General features: G+C 50.3%; 23 protein-coding genes and 2 pseudogenes. 11 read left to right on the top strand and 14 right to left on the bottom strand.

Annotated features, from left to right (window positions below):
* Window positions 1–11 precede the first annotated feature (11 nt).
* From FOB24_RS13320 to FOB24_RS13290, 7 genes are read right to left on the bottom strand one after another with little or no spacing between them, the layout of a single operon-like run.
* On the bottom strand, window positions 12–953 hold the full coding sequence (locus FOB24_RS13320; RefSeq protein WP_038640609.1) for an ABC transporter ATP-binding protein: 942 nt from the start codon (window positions 951–953) through the stop codon (window positions 12–14).
* Window positions 946–1,932, bottom strand: a complete 987-nt coding sequence (locus tag FOB24_RS13315; protein WP_150345030.1) for an ABC transporter ATP-binding protein — start codon at window positions 1,930–1,932, stop codon at window positions 946–948. Before FOB24_RS13315 ends, FOB24_RS13320 begins: the two co-directional genes overlap by 8 nt.
* On the bottom strand, window positions 1,929–2,825 hold the full coding sequence (gene ddpC / locus FOB24_RS13310; protein WP_087856610.1) for a D,D-dipeptide ABC transporter permease: 897 nt from the start codon (window positions 2,823–2,825) through the stop codon (window positions 1,929–1,931). Before ddpC ends, FOB24_RS13315 begins: the two co-directional genes overlap by 4 nt.
* The gene (locus FOB24_RS13305) at window positions 2,822–3,844 is read right to left on the bottom strand and encodes an ABC transporter permease (protein WP_038640603.1); all 1,023 of its coding nucleotides are present in this window, start codon (window positions 3,842–3,844) and stop codon (window positions 2,822–2,824) included. The genes ddpC and FOB24_RS13305 overlap by 4 nt, the downstream gene beginning before the upstream one ends.
* Before the next feature lie 44 nt (window positions 3,845–3,888).
* A complete protein-coding gene (locus FOB24_RS13300; protein WP_085048206.1) occupies window positions 3,889–5,451 on the bottom strand; it encodes an ABC transporter substrate-binding protein in 1,563 nt (520 codons plus the stop codon).
* Between the two features lie 15 nt (window positions 5,452–5,466).
* Window positions 5,467–6,054 carry a D-alanyl-D-alanine dipeptidase gene (gene ddpX / locus FOB24_RS13295; RefSeq protein WP_085048207.1) on the bottom strand — a complete coding sequence of 196 codons (588 nt, stop codon included), beginning with the start codon at window positions 6,052–6,054 and terminating at the stop codon, window positions 5,467–5,469.
* A gap of 14 nt (window positions 6,055–6,068) precedes the next feature.
* Window positions 6,069–6,935 carry a MurR/RpiR family transcriptional regulator gene (locus FOB24_RS13290; protein ID WP_038640598.1) on the bottom strand — a complete coding sequence of 289 codons (867 nt, stop codon included), beginning with the start codon at window positions 6,933–6,935 and terminating at the stop codon, window positions 6,069–6,071.
* A 398-nt stretch (window positions 6,936–7,333) separates the two neighbouring features.
* Here FOB24_RS13290 and hdeB point away from each other — a divergent pair, with 398 nt between their 5' ends.
* Both hdeB and FOB24_RS13280 read left to right on the top strand, forming a co-directional pair.
* On the top strand, window positions 7,334–7,663 hold the full coding sequence (hdeB, locus tag FOB24_RS13285) for an acid-activated periplasmic chaperone HdeB (RefSeq protein WP_032939734.1): 330 nt from the start codon (window positions 7,334–7,336) through the stop codon (window positions 7,661–7,663).
* 155 nt (window positions 7,664–7,818) lie between these two features.
* The gene (locus FOB24_RS13280; protein WP_150345029.1) at window positions 7,819–9,762 is read left to right on the top strand and encodes a methyl-accepting chemotaxis protein; all 1,944 of its coding nucleotides are present in this window, start codon (window positions 7,819–7,821) and stop codon (window positions 9,760–9,762) included.
* Between the two features lie 45 nt (window positions 9,763–9,807).
* Here FOB24_RS13280 and FOB24_RS13275 read toward each other — a convergent pair whose 3' ends face one another.
* The 3 genes from FOB24_RS13275 to FOB24_RS13265 are packed head-to-tail and all read right to left on the bottom strand — an operon-like array spanning window position 9,808 to window position 11,731.
* Window positions 9,808–10,947, bottom strand: coding sequence for an HlyD family secretion protein (locus FOB24_RS13275; protein WP_085048210.1), 1,140 nt, complete (start codon window positions 10,945–10,947; stop codon window positions 9,808–9,810).
* 2 nt (window positions 10,948–10,949) lie between these two features.
* Window positions 10,950–11,291 (bottom strand): DUF3302 domain-containing protein, encoded by a 342-nt coding sequence (locus FOB24_RS13270; protein ID WP_042308402.1) that lies wholly within the window; start codon window positions 11,289–11,291, stop codon window positions 10,950–10,952.
* Window positions 11,292–11,332: 41 nt separating this feature from the next.
* On the bottom strand, window positions 11,333–11,731 hold the full coding sequence (locus FOB24_RS13265) for an ion channel (RefSeq protein ID WP_085048211.1): 399 nt from the start codon (window positions 11,729–11,731) through the stop codon (window positions 11,333–11,335).
* Window positions 11,732–11,942: 211 nt separating this feature from the next.
* On the opposite strand from FOB24_RS13265, the gene FOB24_RS13260 reads away from it, so the two are divergent.
* From FOB24_RS13260 to FOB24_RS13250, 3 genes are all read left to right on the top strand, one after another.
* On the top strand, window positions 11,943–12,581 hold the full coding sequence (locus tag FOB24_RS13260) for a helix-turn-helix domain-containing protein (protein ID WP_110498069.1): 639 nt from the start codon (window positions 11,943–11,945) through the stop codon (window positions 12,579–12,581).
* Window positions 12,582–12,742: 161 nt separating this feature from the next.
* Window positions 12,743–13,057, top strand: coding sequence for a helix-turn-helix domain-containing protein (locus FOB24_RS13255; protein WP_150345028.1), 315 nt, complete (start codon window positions 12,743–12,745; stop codon window positions 13,055–13,057).
* Entirely contained in the window at window positions 13,050–14,321 is a 1,272-nt protein-coding gene (locus tag FOB24_RS13250) for a type II toxin-antitoxin system HipA family toxin (protein ID WP_150345027.1), read from the top strand. Before FOB24_RS13255 ends, FOB24_RS13250 begins: the two co-directional genes overlap by 8 nt.
* Before the next feature lie 37 nt (window positions 14,322–14,358).
* Here FOB24_RS13250 and FOB24_RS13245 read toward each other — a convergent pair whose 3' ends face one another.
* Both FOB24_RS13245 and FOB24_RS13240 read right to left on the bottom strand, forming a co-directional pair.
* On the bottom strand, window positions 14,359–15,726 hold the full coding sequence (locus FOB24_RS13245) for a glycoside hydrolase family 10 protein (protein WP_150345026.1): 1,368 nt from the start codon (window positions 15,724–15,726) through the stop codon (window positions 14,359–14,361).
* Window positions 15,727–15,738: 12 nt separating this feature from the next.
* The gene (locus FOB24_RS13240; RefSeq protein ID WP_150345025.1) at window positions 15,739–16,026 is read right to left on the bottom strand and encodes a VF530 family protein; all 288 of its coding nucleotides are present in this window, start codon (window positions 16,024–16,026) and stop codon (window positions 15,739–15,741) included.
* Window positions 16,027–16,280: 254 nt separating this feature from the next.
* Here FOB24_RS13240 and FOB24_RS13235 point away from each other — a divergent pair, with 254 nt between their 5' ends.
* Both FOB24_RS13235 and FOB24_RS13230 read left to right on the top strand, forming a co-directional pair.
* Window positions 16,281–16,565 (top strand): type II toxin-antitoxin system TacA family antitoxin, encoded by a 285-nt coding sequence (locus FOB24_RS13235; RefSeq protein ID WP_150345024.1) that lies wholly within the window; start codon window positions 16,281–16,283, stop codon window positions 16,563–16,565.
* Window positions 16,556–17,038, top strand: coding sequence for a GNAT family N-acetyltransferase (locus FOB24_RS13230; RefSeq protein ID WP_085048216.1), 483 nt, complete (start codon window positions 16,556–16,558; stop codon window positions 17,036–17,038). The genes FOB24_RS13235 and FOB24_RS13230 overlap by 10 nt, the downstream gene beginning before the upstream one ends.
* Window positions 17,039–17,060: 22 nt before the next feature.
* Here the strand turns inward: FOB24_RS13230 and FOB24_RS13225 are convergent.
* A pseudogene (locus FOB24_RS13225) lies at window positions 17,061–17,372 on the bottom strand (helix-turn-helix transcriptional regulator); the annotation flags it as partial.
* Between the two features lie 955 nt (window positions 17,373–18,327).
* Between FOB24_RS13225 and FOB24_RS13215 the strand changes: the two are divergent.
* The 3 genes and pseudogenes from FOB24_RS13215 to FOB24_RS13205 form a co-directional block, all read left to right on the top strand.
* Window positions 18,328–19,236: a LysR family transcriptional regulator gene (locus FOB24_RS13215; protein WP_023464152.1), complete on the top strand. Its 909-nt coding sequence runs from the start codon at window positions 18,328–18,330 to the stop codon at window positions 19,234–19,236.
* Window positions 19,237–19,369: 133 nt separating this feature from the next.
* Window positions 19,370–19,876 carry an SRPBCC family protein gene (locus tag FOB24_RS13210; RefSeq protein WP_004110859.1) on the top strand — a complete coding sequence of 169 codons (507 nt, stop codon included), beginning with the start codon at window positions 19,370–19,372 and terminating at the stop codon, window positions 19,874–19,876.
* Between the two features lie 323 nt (window positions 19,877–20,199).
* Window positions 20,200–20,529, top strand: a pseudogene (locus FOB24_RS13205) (helix-turn-helix domain-containing protein); the annotation flags it as partial.
* Window positions 20,530–20,588: 59 nt separating this feature from the next.
* Here FOB24_RS13205 and FOB24_RS13200 read toward each other — a convergent pair.
* Window positions 20,589–21,113, bottom strand: a complete 525-nt coding sequence (locus FOB24_RS13200; RefSeq protein WP_150345023.1) for a GNAT family N-acetyltransferase — start codon at window positions 21,111–21,113, stop codon at window positions 20,589–20,591.
* A gap of 109 nt (window positions 21,114–21,222) precedes the next feature.
* Between FOB24_RS13200 and tam the strand changes: the two genes are divergently transcribed.
* Window positions 21,223–21,981, top strand: coding sequence for a trans-aconitate 2-methyltransferase (tam, locus tag FOB24_RS13195; protein WP_085048227.1), 759 nt, complete (start codon window positions 21,223–21,225; stop codon window positions 21,979–21,981).
* Window positions 21,982–22,022 lie beyond the last annotated feature (41 nt).

The following is a 22,022-nucleotide window of genomic DNA, read 5'->3' as shown; positions in this document are numbered from 1 at the left end:
TTCCGCCGCGTTCAGCTCACGTTAACCGCCCGCCAGCAGCGAACCTCACATCCTGATTCGCTGGACAGCAAGATCTGTTTATTCTCACAGCCACGGATCGCCAACGGACATCTGTCACGAAAAAAACAGCCCTCAGGCAGCGTTCGGTTCCCCGGTAGTTCGGTTTTCCGTAACACTAAATCCTCCGCCAGCGGTGCTCCCGTTTTAGGGACGGAGTCGAGTAATAATCGCGTGTAGGGATGGGCAGGATGAGTAAGAACCTGCTGCGTTTCTCCCAGTTCAACAATTTGCCCAAGGTACATCACCGCCACGCGATCGCTCATATGGCGAACCACCGACACGTTATGCGATATCAGCACATAGGTCAGATTTCTGCGTGCCTGCAATGACACCAGCAGGTTAAGAATTTGCGCCTGCACGGAGATATCCAGCGCCGAAGTGGGTTCATCCAGTACAATCACGTCCGGCTCTGACGACAACGCCCGGGCAATGGCAATACGCTGACGCTGCCCGCCGGAGAACGCATGCGGCAGACGGTCGAGATATTCAGGGCGGATCCCTACCTGTTGCGCCAAATCTTCGGCAAGAATGCGGCGTTCACGCTCGGAGCTTCGCTTCTGGATCCACACCGGTTCGGTGATAATTCGCCACACCGGTAAGCGCGGATCAAGCGATGAAAGCGGGTCCTGAAAGACCATCTGCATACCATTGTGCTGCTTGCCATCGCGGCGAGAGTAGTTTCCCTGACTGGGTTGCAGCATCCCCATCAGCAGTTGCGCCAGCGTACTTTTTCCGCAGCCGGATTCACCGACAATCCCCAGCGTTTCTCCCTGTCGAATCTGTAAATCCAGACCGTTGAGCGCATGCACCCGTTCGGTAACCTTGCCGAGCCAGTTTTTACGCGCGGGAAAGCTGACATGAACATCCTGCAAGGCCAGTAAAAATTCAGACATGTGTTGTCTCCAGTTGCGGATACCAGCAGGCCGATTGTTGATCCACGCCACCCTGACGGCTCAACGCAGGCGTCTCGTCACAGCGAGGGCCAGCCGCAAAACAGCGCTCACGAAATGCGCATCCGCTCGGTAAGCGGGTTAAATTCGGTACGGTGCCGGGAATGGCAGGCAGCAATGCGCGCGGTTCACCGTGTTCCGGCGCACATTTCAGCAAGCCGATGGAATAGGGATGCGTGGGATGCTGAATAACGGTTTGTGTTGGGCCGCTCTCAATCACGCTTCCGGCATACATGACGTATAACCGGTCGCACAATTGTGAAACCACCGCCATATCATGGCTGATAAATAGCACGGCTGTCCCGCTGGCGCGCGCTTTTAGCTTCAGCAAACGCAACACCTGCAGCTGTACCGTGACGTCAAGTGCAGTGGTCGGTTCATCGGCAATGATCAGTTCCGGCTCGCAGGAAAAGGCCAGCGCAATCATCACCCGCTGGCGCATACCGCCGGAAAGCTCAAACGGGAAACGTTTCATCACTTCCGCCGCGTCCGGAATTTGCATCTCTTCCAGTAAAGCGATGGCTTTCTGGCGAGCATCCGTGCGGCTTAGCGCCTGGTGATGGCGGATAACTTCCACCATCTGCTGGCCGATACGTCGCGTGGGATTAAGCGCGGTCATGGGCTCCTGAAAGATCATCGCAACGCGTGCGCCGCGCCATTGGCGCATTTGCTTTTCGCTGGCGTTAAGCACATCTTCACCCAGTAGCGAAACGCGTCCCTGGTGAATATGATAGCTGCCCTCCGGCAGCAGCCGCATGGTAAGCATCGCCGTCACGGACTTGCCGGAACCGGATTCACCGACCACGCCGACAATTTCTCCGCGGTTGATATGCAGCGAAACATGGTTCAGCGCATGCACGTCAGCTTTATAGCCGGGGAAACTCAGATGCAAATCCTCAATTTCCAGTACGGGTTGTGTCATGACTGTTTTCCTCCGGCTTTCGGATCCAGCAGGTCGCGAATACCATCGCCAAAAAGATTAAAGCCCACGGCGGTAATCAGAATTGCGGCGCCGGGAAAAGCGCAATACCACCACTGATCAAGCACGTAGTTGCGGCCTATCGCCACCATCGCTCCCCATTCCGCGCTGGGCTGCTGTGCGCCCAGACCAATAAACCCGAGCGTGGCGGCCATCAGGATCGCGCTGCCGATATCCAGCGACGCCTGCACAATCAGCGGCGGTAAAGAGTTACGTAAAATGTGCCAGCTAATCAGGTGCCAGCGAGAAGCGCCGTAGGTCCGCGCAGCCTGGACATAGGTAAACTGACGCACCACTAACGTTTGGCCGCGGGCGAGGCGCACATAAAAAGGAATACGTACGATGGCAATCGCCAGCATGGCGTTAAACAGGCTGGGTCCCAGCGCAGCGGCCAGTGCCATTGTCAGTACCAGCGAAGGGATGGACAGCATGATGTCCATTATTCGCATGATAATTGCATCGGCGCGTCCCCCCATGACGCCAGACAGACAACCCAGCAGCGAACCCAATCCGCCGGCAATTCCCACCACCACCAGACCAGCGACGACCGACTGCTGGCTTCCGACCAGAACACGGCTGAACAGATCGCGGCCCACTTCATCGGTACCAAACCAATGGGCCGCAGACGGTGGCAGCAGGCGCGCACTTAAATCGATGGCATTAGGATCGTAAGGCGTAATCCACGGTGACAGCACCATCAGCAACAGTATCAGTACAATGATGACCCCGCCTATCAGCGTCAGCGGGCTGCTTTTCATCATCCACAACAATTTCGCCCAGTCCGTACGACGACGAGCAGTCTGTGGGGCGGTCGGCGTTTCTTGAGTGAGCATCATTCAGCACCTCCGCGTCCAATACGTGGGTCAATCCACAGGTAGAGTAAATCAACCGCAAGGTTGACCAGCACATAAGCGAAAGAGACCACTACGGCAAATCCCATCACCGCCGGGAAGTCGAGCGCCTGAATCGACGTTACCACCCAGGCGCCCATTCCCGGCCAGGCGAAGACCGTTTCGGTCAGTACCGCACCGTAGAGCAGATCGCCCAATGCCAGGCCGAGCACGGTTATTGATGGAATAAGCGCATTCGGCAACGCGTAACATAACACGATGTACCAGCCCGGCAGTCCGCTGGCGCGCGCGGTACGAATGTAATCTTCACTCAGTTGCTCCAGCATGGCGGAGCGAATCTGGCGGGCAACGATCCCTAAGTGCACAAAAGCCAGCGTCAGTGACGGCAGGATCAGGTGCTGGAGCGCATTGAAAAAGACTTCGCCATTGCCTTCCAGCAGGGCATCAATCAGGTAGAATCCGGTGACATGAGCCGGTGGATCCAGCCAGTCGTCTAACCGTCCACCGCCGGGCAAAATTTGCAGATGACCGTAAAACAGCACGATAACCCCCAGCCCCAGCCAGAATGCAGGCGTGGAGATGCCGGTAATCGCCATCAGGCGAACGAGGTGATCAAGCCAACGGTTGCGCCAGACTGCAGATAAAATACCTAACGGAATACCGATCACCAGCGCCAGCAACAAAGAGCAGAAAGCCAGCTCCAGGGTGGCGGGAAAGAAGATACGCAGTTCATCCAGTACCGGGCGTCCGGTGCGAATAGAGGTGCCTAAGTCGCCCTGAAAGATATCGCTCACATAGCGAAAGAACTGCACATACAGCGGTTGGTTCAGCCCCAGCTGTTGGCGAATATTTTCAACAATTTCATCGCTGGCGCGATCGCCCGCCAGCAACCGCGCGGGGTCGCCTGGGATCAGGTGCGAAATAATAAAGGTGATCACGCAAACACCGATAACCACCAGAATAAGTCCCCAGCATCGCTGGCGTAAAATGCTCCAGAACGTCATTAGCTTCCCCTTGCGGAGCCTGAGTGGCTCCGCATCAACGTGGCTTATTTACTCATGGTGGAGATATTGAAGACCTGTTCCAGCATGGGGTTAAATACAAATCCTTTGACGTCTTTGTTCATCGCCAGTTGATAGTTTTTCTGGAATAAATAGACGTAGGCCGCTTCATCAATCACGATGGTTTGCGCCTGCTGGTAATCATTGGTTCTGGCGACCGGATCGGTGGTGGCTAATGCGCTACGCAGCAGCTTATCGACCTCACTATTTTCATAGAATGAACGGTTACCCGGCAGACCTTTTTTATCTGACTCAAACCAGTAGTTCATGAACATGTACGGGTCGGCGAAATCCGGACTCCAGTTGCCGATAGCAATGTCGTAATCCCCTTTACCCACGCGGTCACGCATGGTGGCATTCGCCAGTTTCTCCAGCTTCACCTTAATACCCAGTTTGTTGAGACTGGCCTGGGTAGAGAGGGCAATCGGCTCCCAGTTAGGGTCATTATCTGAATACAAGAAACTCAGGCTCTCGGGTTTGTTCGCGACCTTGTCCCATGCGGCTTTCGCTTTGGCTTCATCAAAACTGTACTGCATAGCCTTGTCATCAAAACCCCACATACCTTCAGGGATCGGACCGCGCATCTGTTTACCATTGCCACTGAGGATCCCATTCACCATGCCTTTATAATCGGTGGCCCATGAGATGGCGCGGCGTAAATCCACCTGATTGAGCGGCGCTTTACTGTTGTTCAGATACAGATAGGTCACGCGCAGCGAGGGATAATCCACTACGTTAACTTTGCCTTCCTGTTTTAAAGCGGCCAACTGGTCGACTGGAAGCGCGTCGGCAATGTCGATATCGCCACGCGACAACTGCAGGCGACGGGAGGCGCTTTCACCAATGATTTTTACCGAAACCCGCTTAAACGTTGGTTTGGCCCCGGAATAATGCGGGTTTGGCACCAGTACCAGTTGTTGTCCTTTTTGCCAGCTTTTCAGCATGAAAGGACCGGAGCCTGCCGTGTTCTGCGCCAGGAATCCGCGGGCATCGTCTGCGGCATGCTCTTTTAAGATTGCCGGGTTGATAATTGAGGCCCCGTCATTTGCCAGCGTATACAGGAATGGCGCGAACGGCTGGCTGAGGGTAAATTTCACCGTATTGTCATCAATGGCCTCAACCTTCAGATCTTTCGGGAATGCTTCAGCGGGTCCCTGGCCAATTTTGAGCAGGCGCTCAAAGGATTGTTTTACTGCATCTGCCGTCACCGGCGTACCGTCGGCGAATTTGGCATCGTTTTTCAGGGTGAACGTCCACTCTTTCTGATCGTCAGAGGCTTTCCAGCCGCTGGCTAAATCACCTTCAACTTCCGTTGAGCCTTTACCGCCTTCGGTTTTGTACTGAACCAAACGCTGATAAGAGGGATAGGTGACCGTCCAGTCGTTGTTATCGATTGTCACGGCGGGGTCGAGCGTCTGCGGGTCGGCGGCTTTACCGATGACCAACATATCTTTCGGCACGGCGGCCTGCGCGGCAGGGAGGGCAAATGCCAGCGCAATGGCGATCAGAGCGGGGCGAAAAAACGCATTTAACGCAGGTGTAGTCTTCATAACCAGGCTCCAGAATTAAAAAGGATGTTGTGTTGTTATGGGGGGAACAGGGAAACAGGCTATCTGGTCGTCAAGCAGTGGATAACGCGCGGCATCAGGTAATTCAAAATGCCACCACTCGCTGTTAATGCCGACAAAACCGCCACCGAACATAATGGCGTTGAGTAACAACCGGTTACGCTGCGCGGCTGGTGGAACAGAAGGGTGCCAGGCATGAGAACGGTCGTGCATCTCATCAAAATCAGCGCCCATATCAAGAACATTGCCACGATCGTCCATCAGCGTAACGTCGATGGCCGTCCCGCGGCTGTGATTGGATCCAATCGCCACATCGACGACGTACTGGGGATCCGGGCACGCATTCCACAGCACCGCCTGCGCCTGCTGGGGGCGATACGCGTCAAACACTACAAGCTTCAGGCCCGCCAGTTGCGCGATACTGATGCTTTTAGCCAGCGCGGTTACCGCCTCGCGGTGTAACAGGCAGCGCGCTTCCCGGTAGATAGGCGCGCCGGTAATGTTGTCGGCCGTGGCGTATTTGAGATCGATATGCAGTGACGGGAATATCACCGACAGATCGACCAGTTCTGGGGTTTCTGACATAGCACATTTCCTGTTTATTGTTCGAATTGACCAAACTGTTGTTGTAACTGGCGATTGGTTTGCAGGCGTCCTGCGAGGGAATCACCAAGTTGCTCCACCACCGCAGAGAGTAATAAGTTGAACAGACAGCTCACGGGAGCCAGAGAATCCCAGAAATGTCCGGTGTCAGTTTTTACCTGGAGTAAATCAAGGGCATAATCTCTGGCCCACGGACACCACACATCGGTGATCAGCGCCAGTGGAATATGGCGTTCTGTCGCGACACGGCAATATTGTCGGGAGATAGCGGAGTAGGCGCGCATGTCGGTGATCACCACGTATGGCTGGTTAAATCCCGAATTCAGCGACTCGACCCAACTGCCGGAAAGCCCTTCGGAGTAGCTGACTTTAGGCCGCAGGTATTCAAGATGACTAAAAAAGGCGTTGGCAATCCCACGTGTAGACTGGATCCCGAGGATGTAAACCGCTTCCGCATGCGCCAGCTGCTGCGCAATGCGTAAAAATGTTTCGCTTTGCGCGAGTTGATAGACATGGGTAATGGCGTCGATTTCCAGTAACAGCGACTGCTGCGCACGATCCGGCAGGCTTTGCTGCTGGTGCCAGGAATCCAGCCGCTCGTTCATTCCCCAGGGTTGATAGGGGACAACCGGCAGCTCACGCAGGCTGGCTTTTGCATCCTCCAGATTACGAAAGCCCAGCTTACGCAGATAGCGTCCTACGGTAATGCCGCTGGTTCCTGCCGCTTTAGCGATGCCATCCGCGGTTTCAAAAGGGATCTGTACACCGTGGGCTAACAGCCACCCGGCTACGCGCTTTTCGCTCGGCGTAAGCTGGCTGAAGGTCTGTTCTATGCGGGTAAATAATTCAGGTTTCGCTGTCATTACCTTCTCGCTGTTAATTGTCTGTCAGATGACGGCTCACTGTTAGTGAATTAACAATGCAGGACGCGTGCCAGGTCGCTAACAGCGATACGCTGGCTGTTTTTGTTAAAACGCAAACCATATTCATTAACTAATGATCAACATTTGTGCAGCGTAGTTCAGTTTTGGTGCAGCGACAGGAGAGCGGGGTATGAATCTGCTGATTTCGTCGGAACGATCACATTGTCGGCAACATTTCCCCTCAAACATCAGAATCGGTAATGGGAAATATCAATTTCAGCCAAATCAATAATGGCAATCCTTATTCTTATAACGGTAGGGGTATTATTTTTGCGAACTACATTAACGGTTTGAAGCGCGAGTGTAGATATTATCTATATTATAAATGGAGTACTACAATGAATAAATTCTCCCTTTCTACAGCAGGTATTCTGGTCGCAGCTCTGTTAACCAGTGTTAGCGTCAATGCAGCCACTGATAGCGCGAAAACTGAAGTGACGCCGAAAGGCATGAGCTGCCAGGAATTCATTGATCTGAACCCGCAGACCATGGCTCCGGTGGCTTTCTGGGTGCTTAATGAAGACGAAGATTTCAAAGGTGGTGATTACGTCGACTATAACGAAACCGTCACGACCGCAGTACCTCTGACCGTAGAACTTTGTAAAAAACATCCGCAGAGCGAATTAAGTAAAATAAAAGACGAAATCAAAAAAGAATTATCAAAATAAAATTAAAGCGTTATTAAAACCCGGCCAAAGTGCTGGGTTTTGCTATTTGTGACGCCGTCACTTATTTATTTTGCAATACTTAAGGAAACTTTATAAAGATAAAAACGCCGGTGCCGATACTGGGTAAAAGTTAGCCTTTTGCAGAAGGAGTTTGTATGGCCTGGTATCCTACTCGTATTTCAACGCGTTTAACCATTGGCGGCATTCTGCTGCTTGCAGTCACTACACTTGTTATTGTTGCAATTATGCTCTGGCGAGGGCAGCCGCGCGTCGTTGAAATCAATACCGCCCTGATCGAAGAAACGGGGCAAGGTTTAACCCGCCAGTTAAGTACCGTGTTGTCGCGAATTGAAGGTGAGACCGTCGGTTTGTCGCGACTGGCCGAAGTGCTGCCCAACGATGAATCTCTATATCAAAGCGTTGTTCCACATTTGATAGGTGAAGATAAAGAATCGATCATTACCGGCGGCGGCATTTGGCCAGAACCAGACGCCTTCACCGCAGGCGTAGAAAAACGCAGCTTTTTCTGGGCGCGTAACGCTGAAGGAAAGCTGATGTACTCCAACGACTATAACGTCGAAGGATCAAGCGGATACCACAATGAAAGCTGGTATCAGCATGCCAAGGGACATTCACAAAACAGCTGCTTATGGTCTGATGTTTACCAGGATGCCAGTTCCGGGGTCAACATGGTAACCTGCAGCGTTCCTTATCAACTGGCCGGTAAGTTTGCCGGCGTCGCCACTACCGATATTCGTCTCGATAACGTTGCCACCTTTATGCAACAACAGGGAAACAGCACCGGTGGTTACGCGTTCGTGGTGGATAAACACGGACAAATGCTCTATTTCCCGCAGGCTGATCTGACAAAACACAAAACCATTAACGATCTGGCGCAAAGCGCGCAATGGCTTATCCCGGTGGAAAACGGTCTTAAATCTTTACGTCCGGCAGATGGGGTTAAGACGATTACGCTTGCCAACGACTATGTGTTGAATACGCCGACCCGGGTAATGCTATTCCCGATGGCGGATACCGGCTGGGTCGTGGGGCTGGTGACGCCTGAATCACGCATCGTCGGTCTCGCCAAAGTGATGATGCAGGACGTGCTGGAAGTGTTGATCCCAATTATGACGCTATTGCTGGTGGGATCCTGGCTGGTGGTTCGCCGACTGATTTCGCGTCTCGATGATACCCGCCAGGCGCTCGATGATATTGCGCAGGGCGAAGGCGATCTTACCCGTCGCCTGGATGTGCGCGGCAAAGATGAGATTTCGGCTATCGCCGAGGCGTTTAATCTGTTCGTCGATAAAATCTCAGCCATTCTGATCACCGTCAGAAGCAGTAGCGTGGTGGTGGCGAATAATGCCGTCAGCCTGGCAGACAGCAATATGGAACTTTCATCTCGCGTCACGCAGCAGGCCGCTGCGCTGGAAGAGAGTTCGGCGGCGATGGAACAGTTAAATGCGACCGTTCATCAAAATGCCAGTAATACGCAACTGGCGGATGAGCTATCCGATAGCACCGCGCAAACGGCCAACCGCTGTGGCGATGTTATGCAGGGCGTGATCTCAACAATGGATAACGTCAGCGCGTCATCCGGCAGAATGGTGGAAATTGTCGCGGTGATTGACAGCATTGCGTTCCAGACCAATATTCTGGCCCTGAACGCCGCCGTTGAAGCCGCCAGAGCGGGCGATGCGGGTAGAGGGTTCGCCGTTGTCGCCTCTGAAGTACGTACGCTGGCCCAGCGTAGCGCCACCGCCGCGCAGGAAATTAAAGCATTAATTGATGAATCCGTATCTCATGTTGGTAGCGGAAGTCAGCAAATTCACAATGCAGGCGAACGGCTGGGAGAACTGGTCAATAACGTACGGCAGGTGCGTCAGTTGATGGGGGAAATACGCGTTGCAGGCGAAGAACAGCGTAAAGGCGTTTCCGAAGTCACGCTGGCCGTTACCGAAATGGACAGCACCGTTCAGCAGAATGCCTCGTTAATTGATGATGCCGCAGCACGTACCCAGGCCCTGAAAGAAGAGGCGGAACAACTGGCGTTGCTGGTCTCTTCCTTCAGATTACCAGAACCTGCTACCGCCTGAGCGTCGAGTGAGGTCCGGGCGCAATCACTGCACCCGGACAGTCGATTAATGATCAAGGTACAGGTAGTGCATCCAACTGGTCATACGCAAGAGTATTTTCCGTAGCAATGATAATGCTTCAAAATGCTGAGCTGAATAGACCGCAACCTGAGCGGCAACACCGTCTGGGAGTTGCTGTTCAGCCTGATTATTATCAACTTCGATACTGACCAGCACTTTGTTGCTGCCCGGTGTGACGTTTAAGGATTGCAATGTTCCCTGGGCATAATAAGCCCCGGTCGGGATCACGGGGGCAACACTGACGACTTTTCCTTGTACTACTTGTCCCGGCAAGCCATTGAAGACAATTTCAGCTTCATCACCCACATTAAGACGTAAGATCGAGTTTTGACGAAACGCCGCAACAATTTGGTTTTTGTGCGCAGGAATAAACACCATAACTGGCTTAAAAGGCAGTCTCGACGCATAGGTTCCCGGACGAACCAGTAATTGGCTGACATAACCGTCGCTGGGGGCGCGAACAATGGTTTGCTCATAATTAAATCGAGCCTCATCAATCTGAGCTTGCAGACTGGCGATCTGCGAGTTTTGTCCATGAATAGTGCTGTCGAGTTCTTTCTGAATACTGTTCAGTTCAGCATTGGCGGCGTTCATCGCCGCGTCCTGAGCCAGATAATCCTGGCGCGCTGTATCAATATCATTGGCAGTAAATGGGTTCACTTTTGCCTGACTGCCTTTCTGGTAGCGCTGATAGTTTTTGTAATATTTATCACGTTCAGCCCTGGCCTGTTCTAGCTGCAGTCGCGCGCTATTGCGTTTCTCCTCAAGGGCCAGAACGTCATGTTTTGCCGTAACAATGTCCGCTTCAAGCTTTTCCAGTTTAGCTTTATAACGGGCAGGATCGATTTTAAACAGGACATCTCCTTTTTTTATTGGTGTGTTAATTTTATCCGTTACTTCTGAAACCACCCCGGTAACTTGCGGAACAACGGGAATGCCCACAACCAATTTTTGTGCATCTTCTGTATAGGGATGATTATAATTCATGGTAAGGATCAGCGCCCCAAGCATGACCACGCCCCCCAATACCGCTGAGGGTAATGTCCACTTATTCAACGGAACCTTAAATACTTTAAAAATGACGTAAACGATAGCGGCGTAGGTTAATGTTAATAATATTTCCACGATTAATTTACCTTTGGATCCTGCGGGCTGTATGCGCTATTAGTTTGTTCATGTGTTTTTTCCAGTATCGCAATCCGCGCGCTTAGCTCAGCGATATTATGTCCTGAGGTATTTCCATGCCAGCCATGCTTATCACTGTATAATGTTGCCCAAATCCAGAGAAATGGCCAAATCGCATGTAATGTAAATAAACTGACCCAACCCGCGACATGTATGGCATCGAGGTGAGGGTGGTTGCGTTTCTTAGCGATCTCGTACGGGATGTCATGCAAGATTAATACGCCATAAAAAATAATTAAGAACACCAGGATGAGTATTGCTAATGATAAATAATTGAGCAACATAGTAACTCCAACAGAATTTATAACTTAATTAGAGGGTATCTCTAACGTTGTTTTTCGCCGGATTCGAGCACCACTACTGCTACCAGTAAAGCGACCGACCAACCAGTTAGCAGTGCGCCTGTCATGCCTTCAAGTGAACCGGAGATCTCCCAGAATCGTGGTAACAGCAAATCGCCATAACCGACGGTGGCAAAACTTGTAATTGAAAAATAAAGCGAGTCGTAAAATGAACTAAAGCAATGATGAATATAATAAAATGTTGCATAAACGCCACATTCCAATAAATGAGCAAGCAGTAATAAAGAGCATAATAATCCTGCTCTCGGCTTTCTCAATGTTGCACATTGCAGGCGTCTGGTTACCCATCGCGTTAAAATATAATGGACCCCCACACATAACCCAGTAATAAATAGCGACCACAAGATATTTTTAATTAACATTGAAAAAGCCCACAAGAACCATTTTGTTCATTGATATTATCACTGTGTTTTTTTTGACAAAAAGTATTAATGTATTGCAAGTATAAAATCAGACTTTCTTGTAAGGCTAATGTTAATAATAAAATCCAAAAATGGACTTTTCAGGTTTGATTTTTTCTCTATTACCGATAATCATTAATAAGATTATTTAGTGAATTAGACTGAGCCTTCTATGACCAGCAATACTGAACAAACCGGTAGCAGCGAAGAACTCCTTGCGACTAATATAACCAAACTTTTCAACGCATTACTGCCACTTTCTGAAGCCCAATCGCTATATCGTAGCGGTTCTTTTATTATGGACTCTCAGGGTGAGAATGGGATCTGGTTGTTGACCGAAGGTAGAATAGTCATTCGCCGGCGCACTGATGGGCTCATCCTGGCCAGTCAGCAGGCGCCAATGATGCTGGGAATGGCCGAGTTCTTTCTTCCCACTGGGCATAACTTTTATGATATCGAAGCAGTCAGCCCATGTACTACTCACGTAGTGAAGAAAACGGATTTCATGACTATCGTTAATCGCGATCGACTCTGGGAATCTGTGGCAATAGTTGAAGCGTATATTATTCAGGTAATGAGCCAGCGCGATCGCCTGATCACCAGTCGAACCGCAACTGATATGGTTTGGGGACATCTTGAACTTTTACAGCAAGAGCCGGATGACGTCAGAAAAAGAATCCCGGCGGTACAGTATATCAGGGAGCGAACCGGGCTTTCCCGCAGCACCATTATGGATACGCTTGCCAGGTTAAAACGACAGGGGGCGATCCAGTTGCATCGCGGGCATTTAATCTGCATTTCGGCAGATTAACCACCGCATCCGTCCATGATTTAAATATAGTATGATGGGTCTTATGACGGATTTATGACGTTAAATCCATCAAAACATATGTTATCTGCTTTGTATCAATCTCACTTTAACTCTATAATATTGTGTGTAAACTGGCATTTATCCAAATAAGGGCCAATATTATGGATTTAACACTCAATACGGCTGCTGATATCGTCAAACTACTCTGTGACAGATTGCGTAAAGAACGACTCGCGCGGCAAATGACGCAGGCTGAGGTTGCCGCGCGTTCAGGTGTCGGTGTGAATACCGTTTCGAATCTGGAAACAGGTAAGAATGTGGGATTTGAGAATCTGGTCAAAGTCGCAATGGTGTTAGGCTATGGCGATGCGCTGGAGGGTTTATTCAAACCCAGGATAGACAGTCTGGATGATATTTTGCGTTACGAGAAGAGCGCGGCACGCCAGCGGGTGAAAAGGAAAAGTTCTGATGCCTGAACAAGTTGATGTCTTTTATGAAGGTTGGGGTGAAAAATGGCTGTGGGGAAAACTGGTGTCTTCCACAGCCCTGACCGGACGCCCGTTGATCGCCTTTGAATACAGTGAAGACGCCATACGTAAGGGACTGGAACTGTCCCGGCTGATGTTACCGCTGAACGGCCCACGTTTACGCAGGGATTTCCCGGCTCATCAATTGGGATTACCTGGACCAGTCTATGATTCGTTACCTGATGGCTGGGGTATGCTGTTGATGGACCGATTATTTAAACGCCGCGGACTAAACGCAGCGCGCATAGGTCCTTTGGAGCGCTTAACCTGGGTCGGCAACAACGCGATGGGCGCCATGACTTTCCAGCCCGTTCAGTCAGATGTCGAGAAGATTTCAAAAGAGGATGTGCCTCTCGAACAACTGGCCGCTGAGGTGCAGGAAGTCCTGAGTGGAGACGGTGGGGAATTCTTGCAAAAATTGCTTCAGATGGGCGGTTCGCCACAAGGGGCAAGGCCAAAAGCGCTACTTTATCGTGACAGTGTCACGTCAAAATTTACTACTGCGCCACTACCCGGGAGCGAAAGCTGGTTGATTAAATTTCCCGCCAGGCATGAGCATGCTGAAGTATGCGCCATCGAAGCGGTTTATGCTGAATGCTTGCGTCAATGTGGGATTAGCACGCCCGATACGGCATATTTTGATCTGCCTGGTGGGCAGGCGGCCTTTGCCACCCGCCGTTTCGACCGTGACCAGTCAATACGTATTCCAATGCAGAGTCTGGCGGCTCTAACCGGCGCAAATTACCAGTTACCCGGCGCTTTAGATTACCGGGATTTTCTGCGCGCCACGCAGATCTGTACCAATGATGTCAGAGAAAAGGCGAAAGCGTTCGAACGCGTGGTTTTCAACGTGGCATTCAACAATCGAGACGATCATCCGAAGAACTTTGCTTATTTAATGTCAGCCGATGGAAACTGGACTCTGGCTCCGGCTTACGACGTCACCTGGTGTGAAGGACCCGGCGGGTACCACCAAATGGACGTGCTGAGGGAGGCGCTGGATATCGAAAGAAAGCACCTTCAGTTGCTTGGCGTTCAGGAAGCTGAGCTCTCTGCTGACCAGGTGAACGCCATAATCGAAAAGATCTGCCACTCTGCGTCAGGGCTGAGCGCTATGGCCAGAGACAAATATCCCGAGCAGATAACGCAAACCACGCTGGATACGATCCAAAAACAAATTAATGATAATGTCCGCCGGTTACTGTCCAAGTGATGCAGATACCGTCGTTACACTGACCTAAAGATAACCATTAACGCCCCCAACGGCTGCGAATATAGGTTACGGCCTCCTGCGTTTGCGGCTGATTGAGATAATCTTCGCGAAACAGGATGGTGCCGTTGATGTGTGGTTCGGACTCGTTCAGATCGAGCTGCTTTTTCAGCTCTGGCACGCCACCTTTGACTGTCCAGTCCGGCTCTTTTCGTGAAGGTTCGCCGACTTTATACAGCGCCACTCCAATGTAAAGGCGAGTGTTGGTTGATTTCACAACATCTGCCCACCACTTCGCCAGCACATCGTATCGCGCCGCATCACGGGCAAAAGGCCAGTACAACTGAGGGGCGATGTAGTCCAGCAAGCCTAATTGTACCCAGCGACGAGTATCGGCATAAGATTCATCATACGCTGCTGCGCCACGGGTGTCGGAACCCGCAGGATCGTGAGAACGATTGCGCCATACACCGGCGGGGCTGACGCCAAATTCCACCTCAGGCTTAAGTTTCTTGATGGTCCGCGAAACCTGGGCGATCAATCGTTGCGTGTTATCGCGCCGCCAGTCAGCTTTGGAATCAAATCCCTGACCATATTTTCTGAAGGTCTGGCTGTCGTTAAGCGCTGAACCGGGAGACTCGGTATAGAAGTAGTCATCAAACTGCACGCCGTCGACCGGATAATTTTCCACCACTTCCGCCACGATGCTGGTGATCCAGTCGCGTACTTCGGGAATACCGGGATCTAACACAAAACGCTCGCCCGAGGTGCGGATCCAGTCCCGGTGCAGGACATAAACGCTGGAGGGCGTCTGCGACAGCGTGCTGTTTAATTCGGTGATCGTTGATGGTTTGAGATTAACGGATACGCGGTAAGGGTTAAACCAGGCATGAACTTTCATGCCGCGTTTATGCGCTTCATCGAGCATAAACTGTAGCGGATCGTAACCCGGATCCTGACCAATCGTGCCGGTTAGCGTATCTGACCACGGCAAGATTTTAGATTGCCACAATGCGGTGCCATCGGGTTTGACCTGGAAAAAAACGGTGTTGATGCCAAGACGTTTCAGGTTATCCAGCTTATCCGTCAACGCTTTCTGCTGCAGGCTGATACGGATGGCAGGGGAACTGACATTCACTGATGAGATCGGCGGCCAGTCCAGACGGGAAACCGTCGCCAGCCAGATTCCGCGCACCGGCTCCTTATTCTGTTGCGGTTTACTCACCGGAGGTAGTGGGGCGACTTTGGGACCGGGCGGCTGTGAAGAGCAACTGCCAAGTAACAACATACTGCCCACAAGTACCGCGAACCATTTCAGATTGGTTCGCGGTAATCTGGCGTGGCAACGGACGAAGATATTCGCCAGTTTTTTCTGATATTTTCCTGAAAAGAAACCGGATGCTGGCATCAGACTTTGCTCTTATTTTTTCTTGTTGCGGCTGTTAGCCCAGGGATCAATAGCAGGTATAGTGTTGTTGAACGGGGTCACGTCATGCAGCGAATCAAGATAGAGCGCTTCAACTTCAGCACGCGCCCACGGCGTACGGCGCAGAAATTTTAAACTGGATTTAACGCTCGGTTCATTTTTAAAGCAGTTGATGTTAATGCGTTGAGCAAGCTCGGCCCAACCAAAACGATCGACCAGTGCATTGACCTGCATTTCTAGCGTTACGCCATGTAAAGGGTCTTTTGAAGTATGAGCATTCATATGAAGTCCAGTTCGGTATTTCCAGATTTTGTCAGTCGTGCAACGAGACAGATTACAAGAAAGCGGAACGACCAGCAATGGCCCAAATCGACACTGATCTTCCAAGGAACATTCGCTGAAACAGTAAAAAGAAGAGGGCGGACAGACCTGACACTTCAGGCTAATCGCGATGGAAGAACTCTTTCTCGTATAGCAATCCGTTACCAATTTAGCTAAAGTAGTGTATAGCAATTTGTTACCAACAGGAGATAACCATGCAAAGCAGCGCCCGTAAACCGACTCGTGATAAGCAAATTAATATCCGGGCTACTGATGAGGAACGTGCGGTAATTGACTACGCCGCAAGTTTGGTCAATAAAAACCGTACTGACTTCATCATTGAGAAGGCCGTGCATGAGGCCCAGAATATCATTTTGGATCAACGAGTATTCGTCCTGGACGATGCCCGTTATCAGTCTTTCATTGAACAGCTTGAAGCACCTGTTCAGAACGTTGAAGGGCGTCAACGCCTGATGAATGTGAAGCCCAAATGGAAATAAACGTCACGACACCGGTCTTGCTGACCGAAGGACATGATCTCCAGCCATTTGATTGTGGTAATGACGTGTTAAATGATTGGCTACGTCGGCGGGCGATTAAAAATCAGTACCTCAACGCATCGCGCACATTCGTCATTTGTCTTGAATCTACTCAGCGTGTTGTGGGTTACTATTCCATTGCAACCGGGTCCGTGAGCCATGCTGATTTAGGCCGTAGTTTACGTCAGAATATGCCCGATCCGGTTCCGGTCGTTCTGCTGGGACGTCTTGCTGTTGATGTCTGTACTCAGGGGCATAGTTTCGGAAAATGGCTACTTAATGATGCGGTACTGCGAATTTCCAACTTAGCCGATCAAGTGGGCATCAAAGCCATCATGGTACATGCTATTGATGGCAAAGCTCGGGCATTCTATGAGTATTTCGGCTTCGTTCAGTCTCCGATAGCAGCAAATACGTTGTTCTACAAAATTTAGGTAGTGCGGGAAAAAGCACAGCTCATTTAATATCATTTTTACCGACAGATTTTCTCAGAACAGTTATATCCCTTTTAGGTGACTCCCCGAACATTCTCGAATATTCCCAGCTGAAATGGGACAGGCTTTCATAACCGACAGCATAGGCTGATGTGGTAACATCGTAATGTTCATTCAGCATCAGTCGCCTGGCTTCATTGAGGCGCAGCCATTTCTGATACCGAAGCGGGGTCATTCCCGCAAGCTGCCTGAAGTGTTGGTGGAAAGAGGGCGTGCTCATTTGCACGCGAGCTGCCAGCTCCTCGACACGTAAAGGTGATGCTATATTCGTCTTAGAAGCGATGAGTTAGTAGTGGTGTCAACCAATGTCCAAATGCCAGCAAACGAAAGATTAATGGGGACTTAACTCTATGACTTTGTGCACATCACGCGATTTAACATAATATACATTATGCGCACTAACGTCAGGTAACGAGATTTGTAGCCAGATTGGTGCAGTCGTTAGTTCGCATAACAGTTGGATTGTCTTGCGCCCTCTGGTTCAGATTGTGGACTTCTATGGCTAAGCTCTCACTGCGTTCGAGGGATTGTGCTCGTTGTGATTTCTTCATTCACCTGACCGACATCATCAAAACCTGTTTCGTCTTTTAGCTTGTGCAAGCCTCGACATTAGCTGGATGTGATTCTGGTTACTGCAAACTGGAACACGTCTTCTTTGTTTCGGCTATGTGCCCACTTCGGCATTAGTTGATTTTGGAATTCTTCTGATGCGTCAGTTGTGTATTCAGGCAATATCTTTACCTCTAATCGTTATGGTCGTTATCGCATTCTTGGCAAGCTTCTCAATCATAATTGCCGTGGTTATTATGTCGTTCAGTTTGAAGAAACTGGGCACACAACCAAAGCTTATTGCTCAGCTATCAAATCTGGAAAGGTTGCCGACCGTTCATATGACTTCGGCAATGAAGAAGAACGACGAGAAGCGTTAATGCGTCCTGTTATTCATGGTGTTGGCTATATCGGAATTGGACCGTATCGTACCTATATCCCCTACACTCCCGAGACATATGGACAGAGAACAATGATGGCAGACATAATCCCATCTTCATAGAGCTGCAATGCAAGAGAGCTTAAGGTCCGCTTTGAGCGAAGCGGACTTATCCGTACAAGGCTTACCATCCAGAAATGGAAGTTCCCCCAAAAGGAAAACACTCGCAAACCTTCTAGACAACCTTTTCCCGAGCATTTAGCCTGAATTAAAATTTTAATATCTGTCAGGCTAGTTCATTATGAAAAATGATATCAGAACCCTCGACCTTAACCTTCTTAAGGCCCTTGATGCATTACTGGATGAGGGAAGCGTGACTCGGGCTGCACAGCGCCTCTCCCTGACGCAGCCTGCCGTCAGTGGTATGCTTATTCGCTTGCGTGATTACTTTGACGATCCACTCTTTGTTCGCACCAGCCACGGTATGGTCCCCACAATGCGGGCCAACGAACTTTCTACGCCGGTAAAACAAATCCTCACCGATATCGCTATCCTGCTGAAACCAAAGAAATTTGATCCCGTGACGGTGGAACTGACTTATACCATCGTCGCAACGGACTATGCACTTAAGGCTGTTGTAGTTCCGTTGATGGCTGAGCTAAAACAACGTGCACCGAATATTAAAATCGCCGTGCGGCCCGTGGACAATGAGCGAATGTATCAGCAGTTGTCTCGGGGTGAAGTTGATCTGGCTTTGATAACACCGCAAACAACCCCCGAAGACCTGCATGGAAGAGCGCTCTATGAAGAAGATTATGTCTGCGTAGCACGACGTCATCATCCTCTGGCAGCGAGTTCAGAAATGACGCTCGAACAATTTTGCAAACAGGAACATATTCTGGTGTCATCAGAAGGTAACTTCACCGGTGTTACAGATGAAGCACTGGCTAAGCTCAGTCTGACACGACGAGTAGGCATGTCAGTTAATAGTTTTCAGGTGATACCTGATATATTGCAGGTGACTGATATGATTGCAGTTGTACCTCACCGCATGGTCCTGACTAACAACGATCTCATCATTCTCCCTTTGCCCCTGAAAGTACCCGGCTTTACCAAGAGCATGGCCTGGCATGAGCGAACCCATCGTGACCCAAGTCATCAGTGGATTCGTGCTTTATGCGCAGAAGTAAGCCAACATCCCGCGCCCTGATATAATTTATTTTATTAAGAATATAAGTAATGACAATTCGCCTTATAACTCCATTGCACCAATAATCACTGTCATCACGTTACTGCCGTAATGACACACGCAGTACACTCAACTATAGCAATTGGAGAAATTTATGAACGCGATTAACTGGCCTGAAGGCTTTATTCCGGGTTTTACCGATAACTTTGTTTCTAATGAAATGATCATCTCAGGTCTGAACGTCAATGATGTCTGGCCGCTCCTGAGTCAGCCATTGCTATGGCCGGAATACTATAAAAATTCCGCCGATGTGCGCTTTTATGACAACAAAGGTCCAGAATTGGAAAATGGGGTTCGCTTCTACTTCAGCACGTTTGGTTTCCCAGTTGAAGCTCAGGTTGTGGAGTTTGTTCCACCTGCTGAAGGTAAACCTGCTCGCCTGGCATGGCACGGATGGGCCGGTGAAAAAGATACCGCTCAACGACTCGATGTCCATCATGCGTGGCTACTGGAGGATCTTTCCGGTCACAGGGTCCGTATCCTAACGCAGGAAACACAAAACGGAGTCCCGGCAAAAGATCTGGCAAATACCCGCCCGAACCCAATGCTTAATGGTCATCAGGAATGGCTTGACGGCCTGATTCGAGCAGCAAAGAAATAATAAACCGCTTTCCACAGTCATATCACTGAGGCTGCACTTCCCCGCAGCCTCAAGAATATTTGCCCGTTTGCTATTGCACTTGATTACAGGTAAATCATGTAACCCCCGCAAGTGACACCGCGCGGCCATATCTGTAATGTCCCCTCCTGGCACTAAGCGGACTTTTCAACACACGGACATTTTAACGAGCCAGTGATTAGACAATTTCAGTGAGCTTTGACAAGTGATGTAGTAGCTAAATTGAGATGTCCGTCTCTGACCAAATAGACATGTCCGCGCTACAGTCTCACCACAGCGATCACTGCTTTCAAAGGATGAGACTCATGACGGCATACGGAACGGAGTTTTTCTCAATGAACGATGTAAACCGACTCAGGATCCTTCAGGACGTTATCGACCGCCGTCTTACCACACGTCTTGCAGCAACCCGGCTTGAGATATCTGACAGACACTGCCGACGGTTGCTGGAGCGCTATCGTGAACATGGGCCGCTTTCACTTGTTAACCGTCGTCGTGGCCAGCCTGGCAACCGGCAACTGATGCCGGGCCTAGCTGAACGAGCACTACGAATTATCCGCGAACGCTACGCTGATTTTGGCCCGACTTTAGCCTGTGAGAAGCTCGCCGAGGTTCATGGGCTGTATCTGACCAAAAGTAGGTAATCGTTATATACTGCTCCATGAGACATCGCTAACTTTCCGAAAAACGGTAATCAAATTCCCCCCCTCCGATACAGGATGTGTTGTGCTAACCGGTGATCAGAGGGCAACGCGGGATGCACGAACTCTTCAGTTTTATTCATGCCTAACCGTATCATCAGACGCTCTGACGGTTTATTCAGCACCGACGTAAATGAAACCACCTCACTTAACGCCAGGTCCTCGAAAGCAAACGTCAGGCACGCCTCGGCGGCCTCCAATGCCAGCCCCTGGTGCCAGAAGGATTTAGCAAGACGCCAGCCTATTTCGGTACAGGGTGAAAAGTGAAATTTATCAGGTTGTGGATGTAAACCTACACACCCCACAAACTGCTGTGTTTCTTTAAGTTCAACGGCCCAGAATCCCCAGCCGCGCTCTGTAATGCCTTCCTGGAATCTGGCAGCCAGGTTGTCGCTTTCCGTTCGTTGCAGCGGAGCCGGAAAAAAACGCATCACGTCCGGATCGGCATTTAATGCGGCAAACGGGGCTTTGTCTTTGTCTTCCCACGGGCGTAAAATCAGTCTTGATGTTTCCAGCATATTTCTGCCCTTCTCCTGTATTTTCATATAATCTTCTAAAAGAAATGGCTCATCGGCAAGGACTTATGTGCCCCTTTCCGCCTTCTTCTCTCATACTGGAGATTCATTCATGGCCGACTGGAATCCTGCGCTTTATCTGCAATATGAAACTGAACGATCAAGACCCGCTGCGGAATTACTCAGCAGAGTGGCGTTAGAGAATGTCCATTCAGTGGTCGATCTTGGCTGTGGTCCGGGAAACAGTACGGCATTACTGCATCAGCGCTGGCCCTCGGCTGTAATTACCGGGGTAGATACCTCACCCGCCATGCTTAATGAGGCGCGCAATGCATTACCGACATGCCGTTTTATTGAAGCGGACATTCGTTCATTCCAGACAGAGCAGCCTCTGGACCTGCTGTATGCCAATGCCTCATTGCAGTGGGTTCCCGATCACTATGAATTGTTCCCGCATCTGGTATCGCTACTGGCTCGCAATGGCGTGCTGGCGGTACAAATGCCGGATAACTGGCTAGAGCCAACACATGTTTTGATGCGTGAAGTGGCTTATGAACAAGGTTACCCTGACCGGGGCCGCTCGCCGCTTCCTGGCGTTCACGCCTACTATGATATTTTGACTGAAGCGGGCTGTGAGGTGGATATCTGGCGCACAACGTATTATCACGTTATGGATTCACATCAATCGATTATCGACTGGGTAAGCTCAACGGGCCTGCGGCCCTGGTTGCGTGATTTGAGCGAAAATGAGCAACATCTTTACCTCGCACGTTATCATGAACTGCTTCAGGAACAATATCCTCTGCAGGAAAACGGTAAAATTTTGCTGGCCTTTCCGCGGTTATTTATCGTAGCCAGACGTAATGATTAAGCGTTTATTATAAGTGCATCACAGGAGCTGACTATCTGCCA

The sequence above is a fragment of the Citrobacter werkmanii genome (assembly GCF_008693645.1).
GTDB lineage: Bacteria > Pseudomonadota > Gammaproteobacteria > Enterobacterales > Enterobacteriaceae > Citrobacter > Citrobacter werkmanii.
This window is presented reverse-complemented; position numbering and strand designations above follow the sequence as displayed.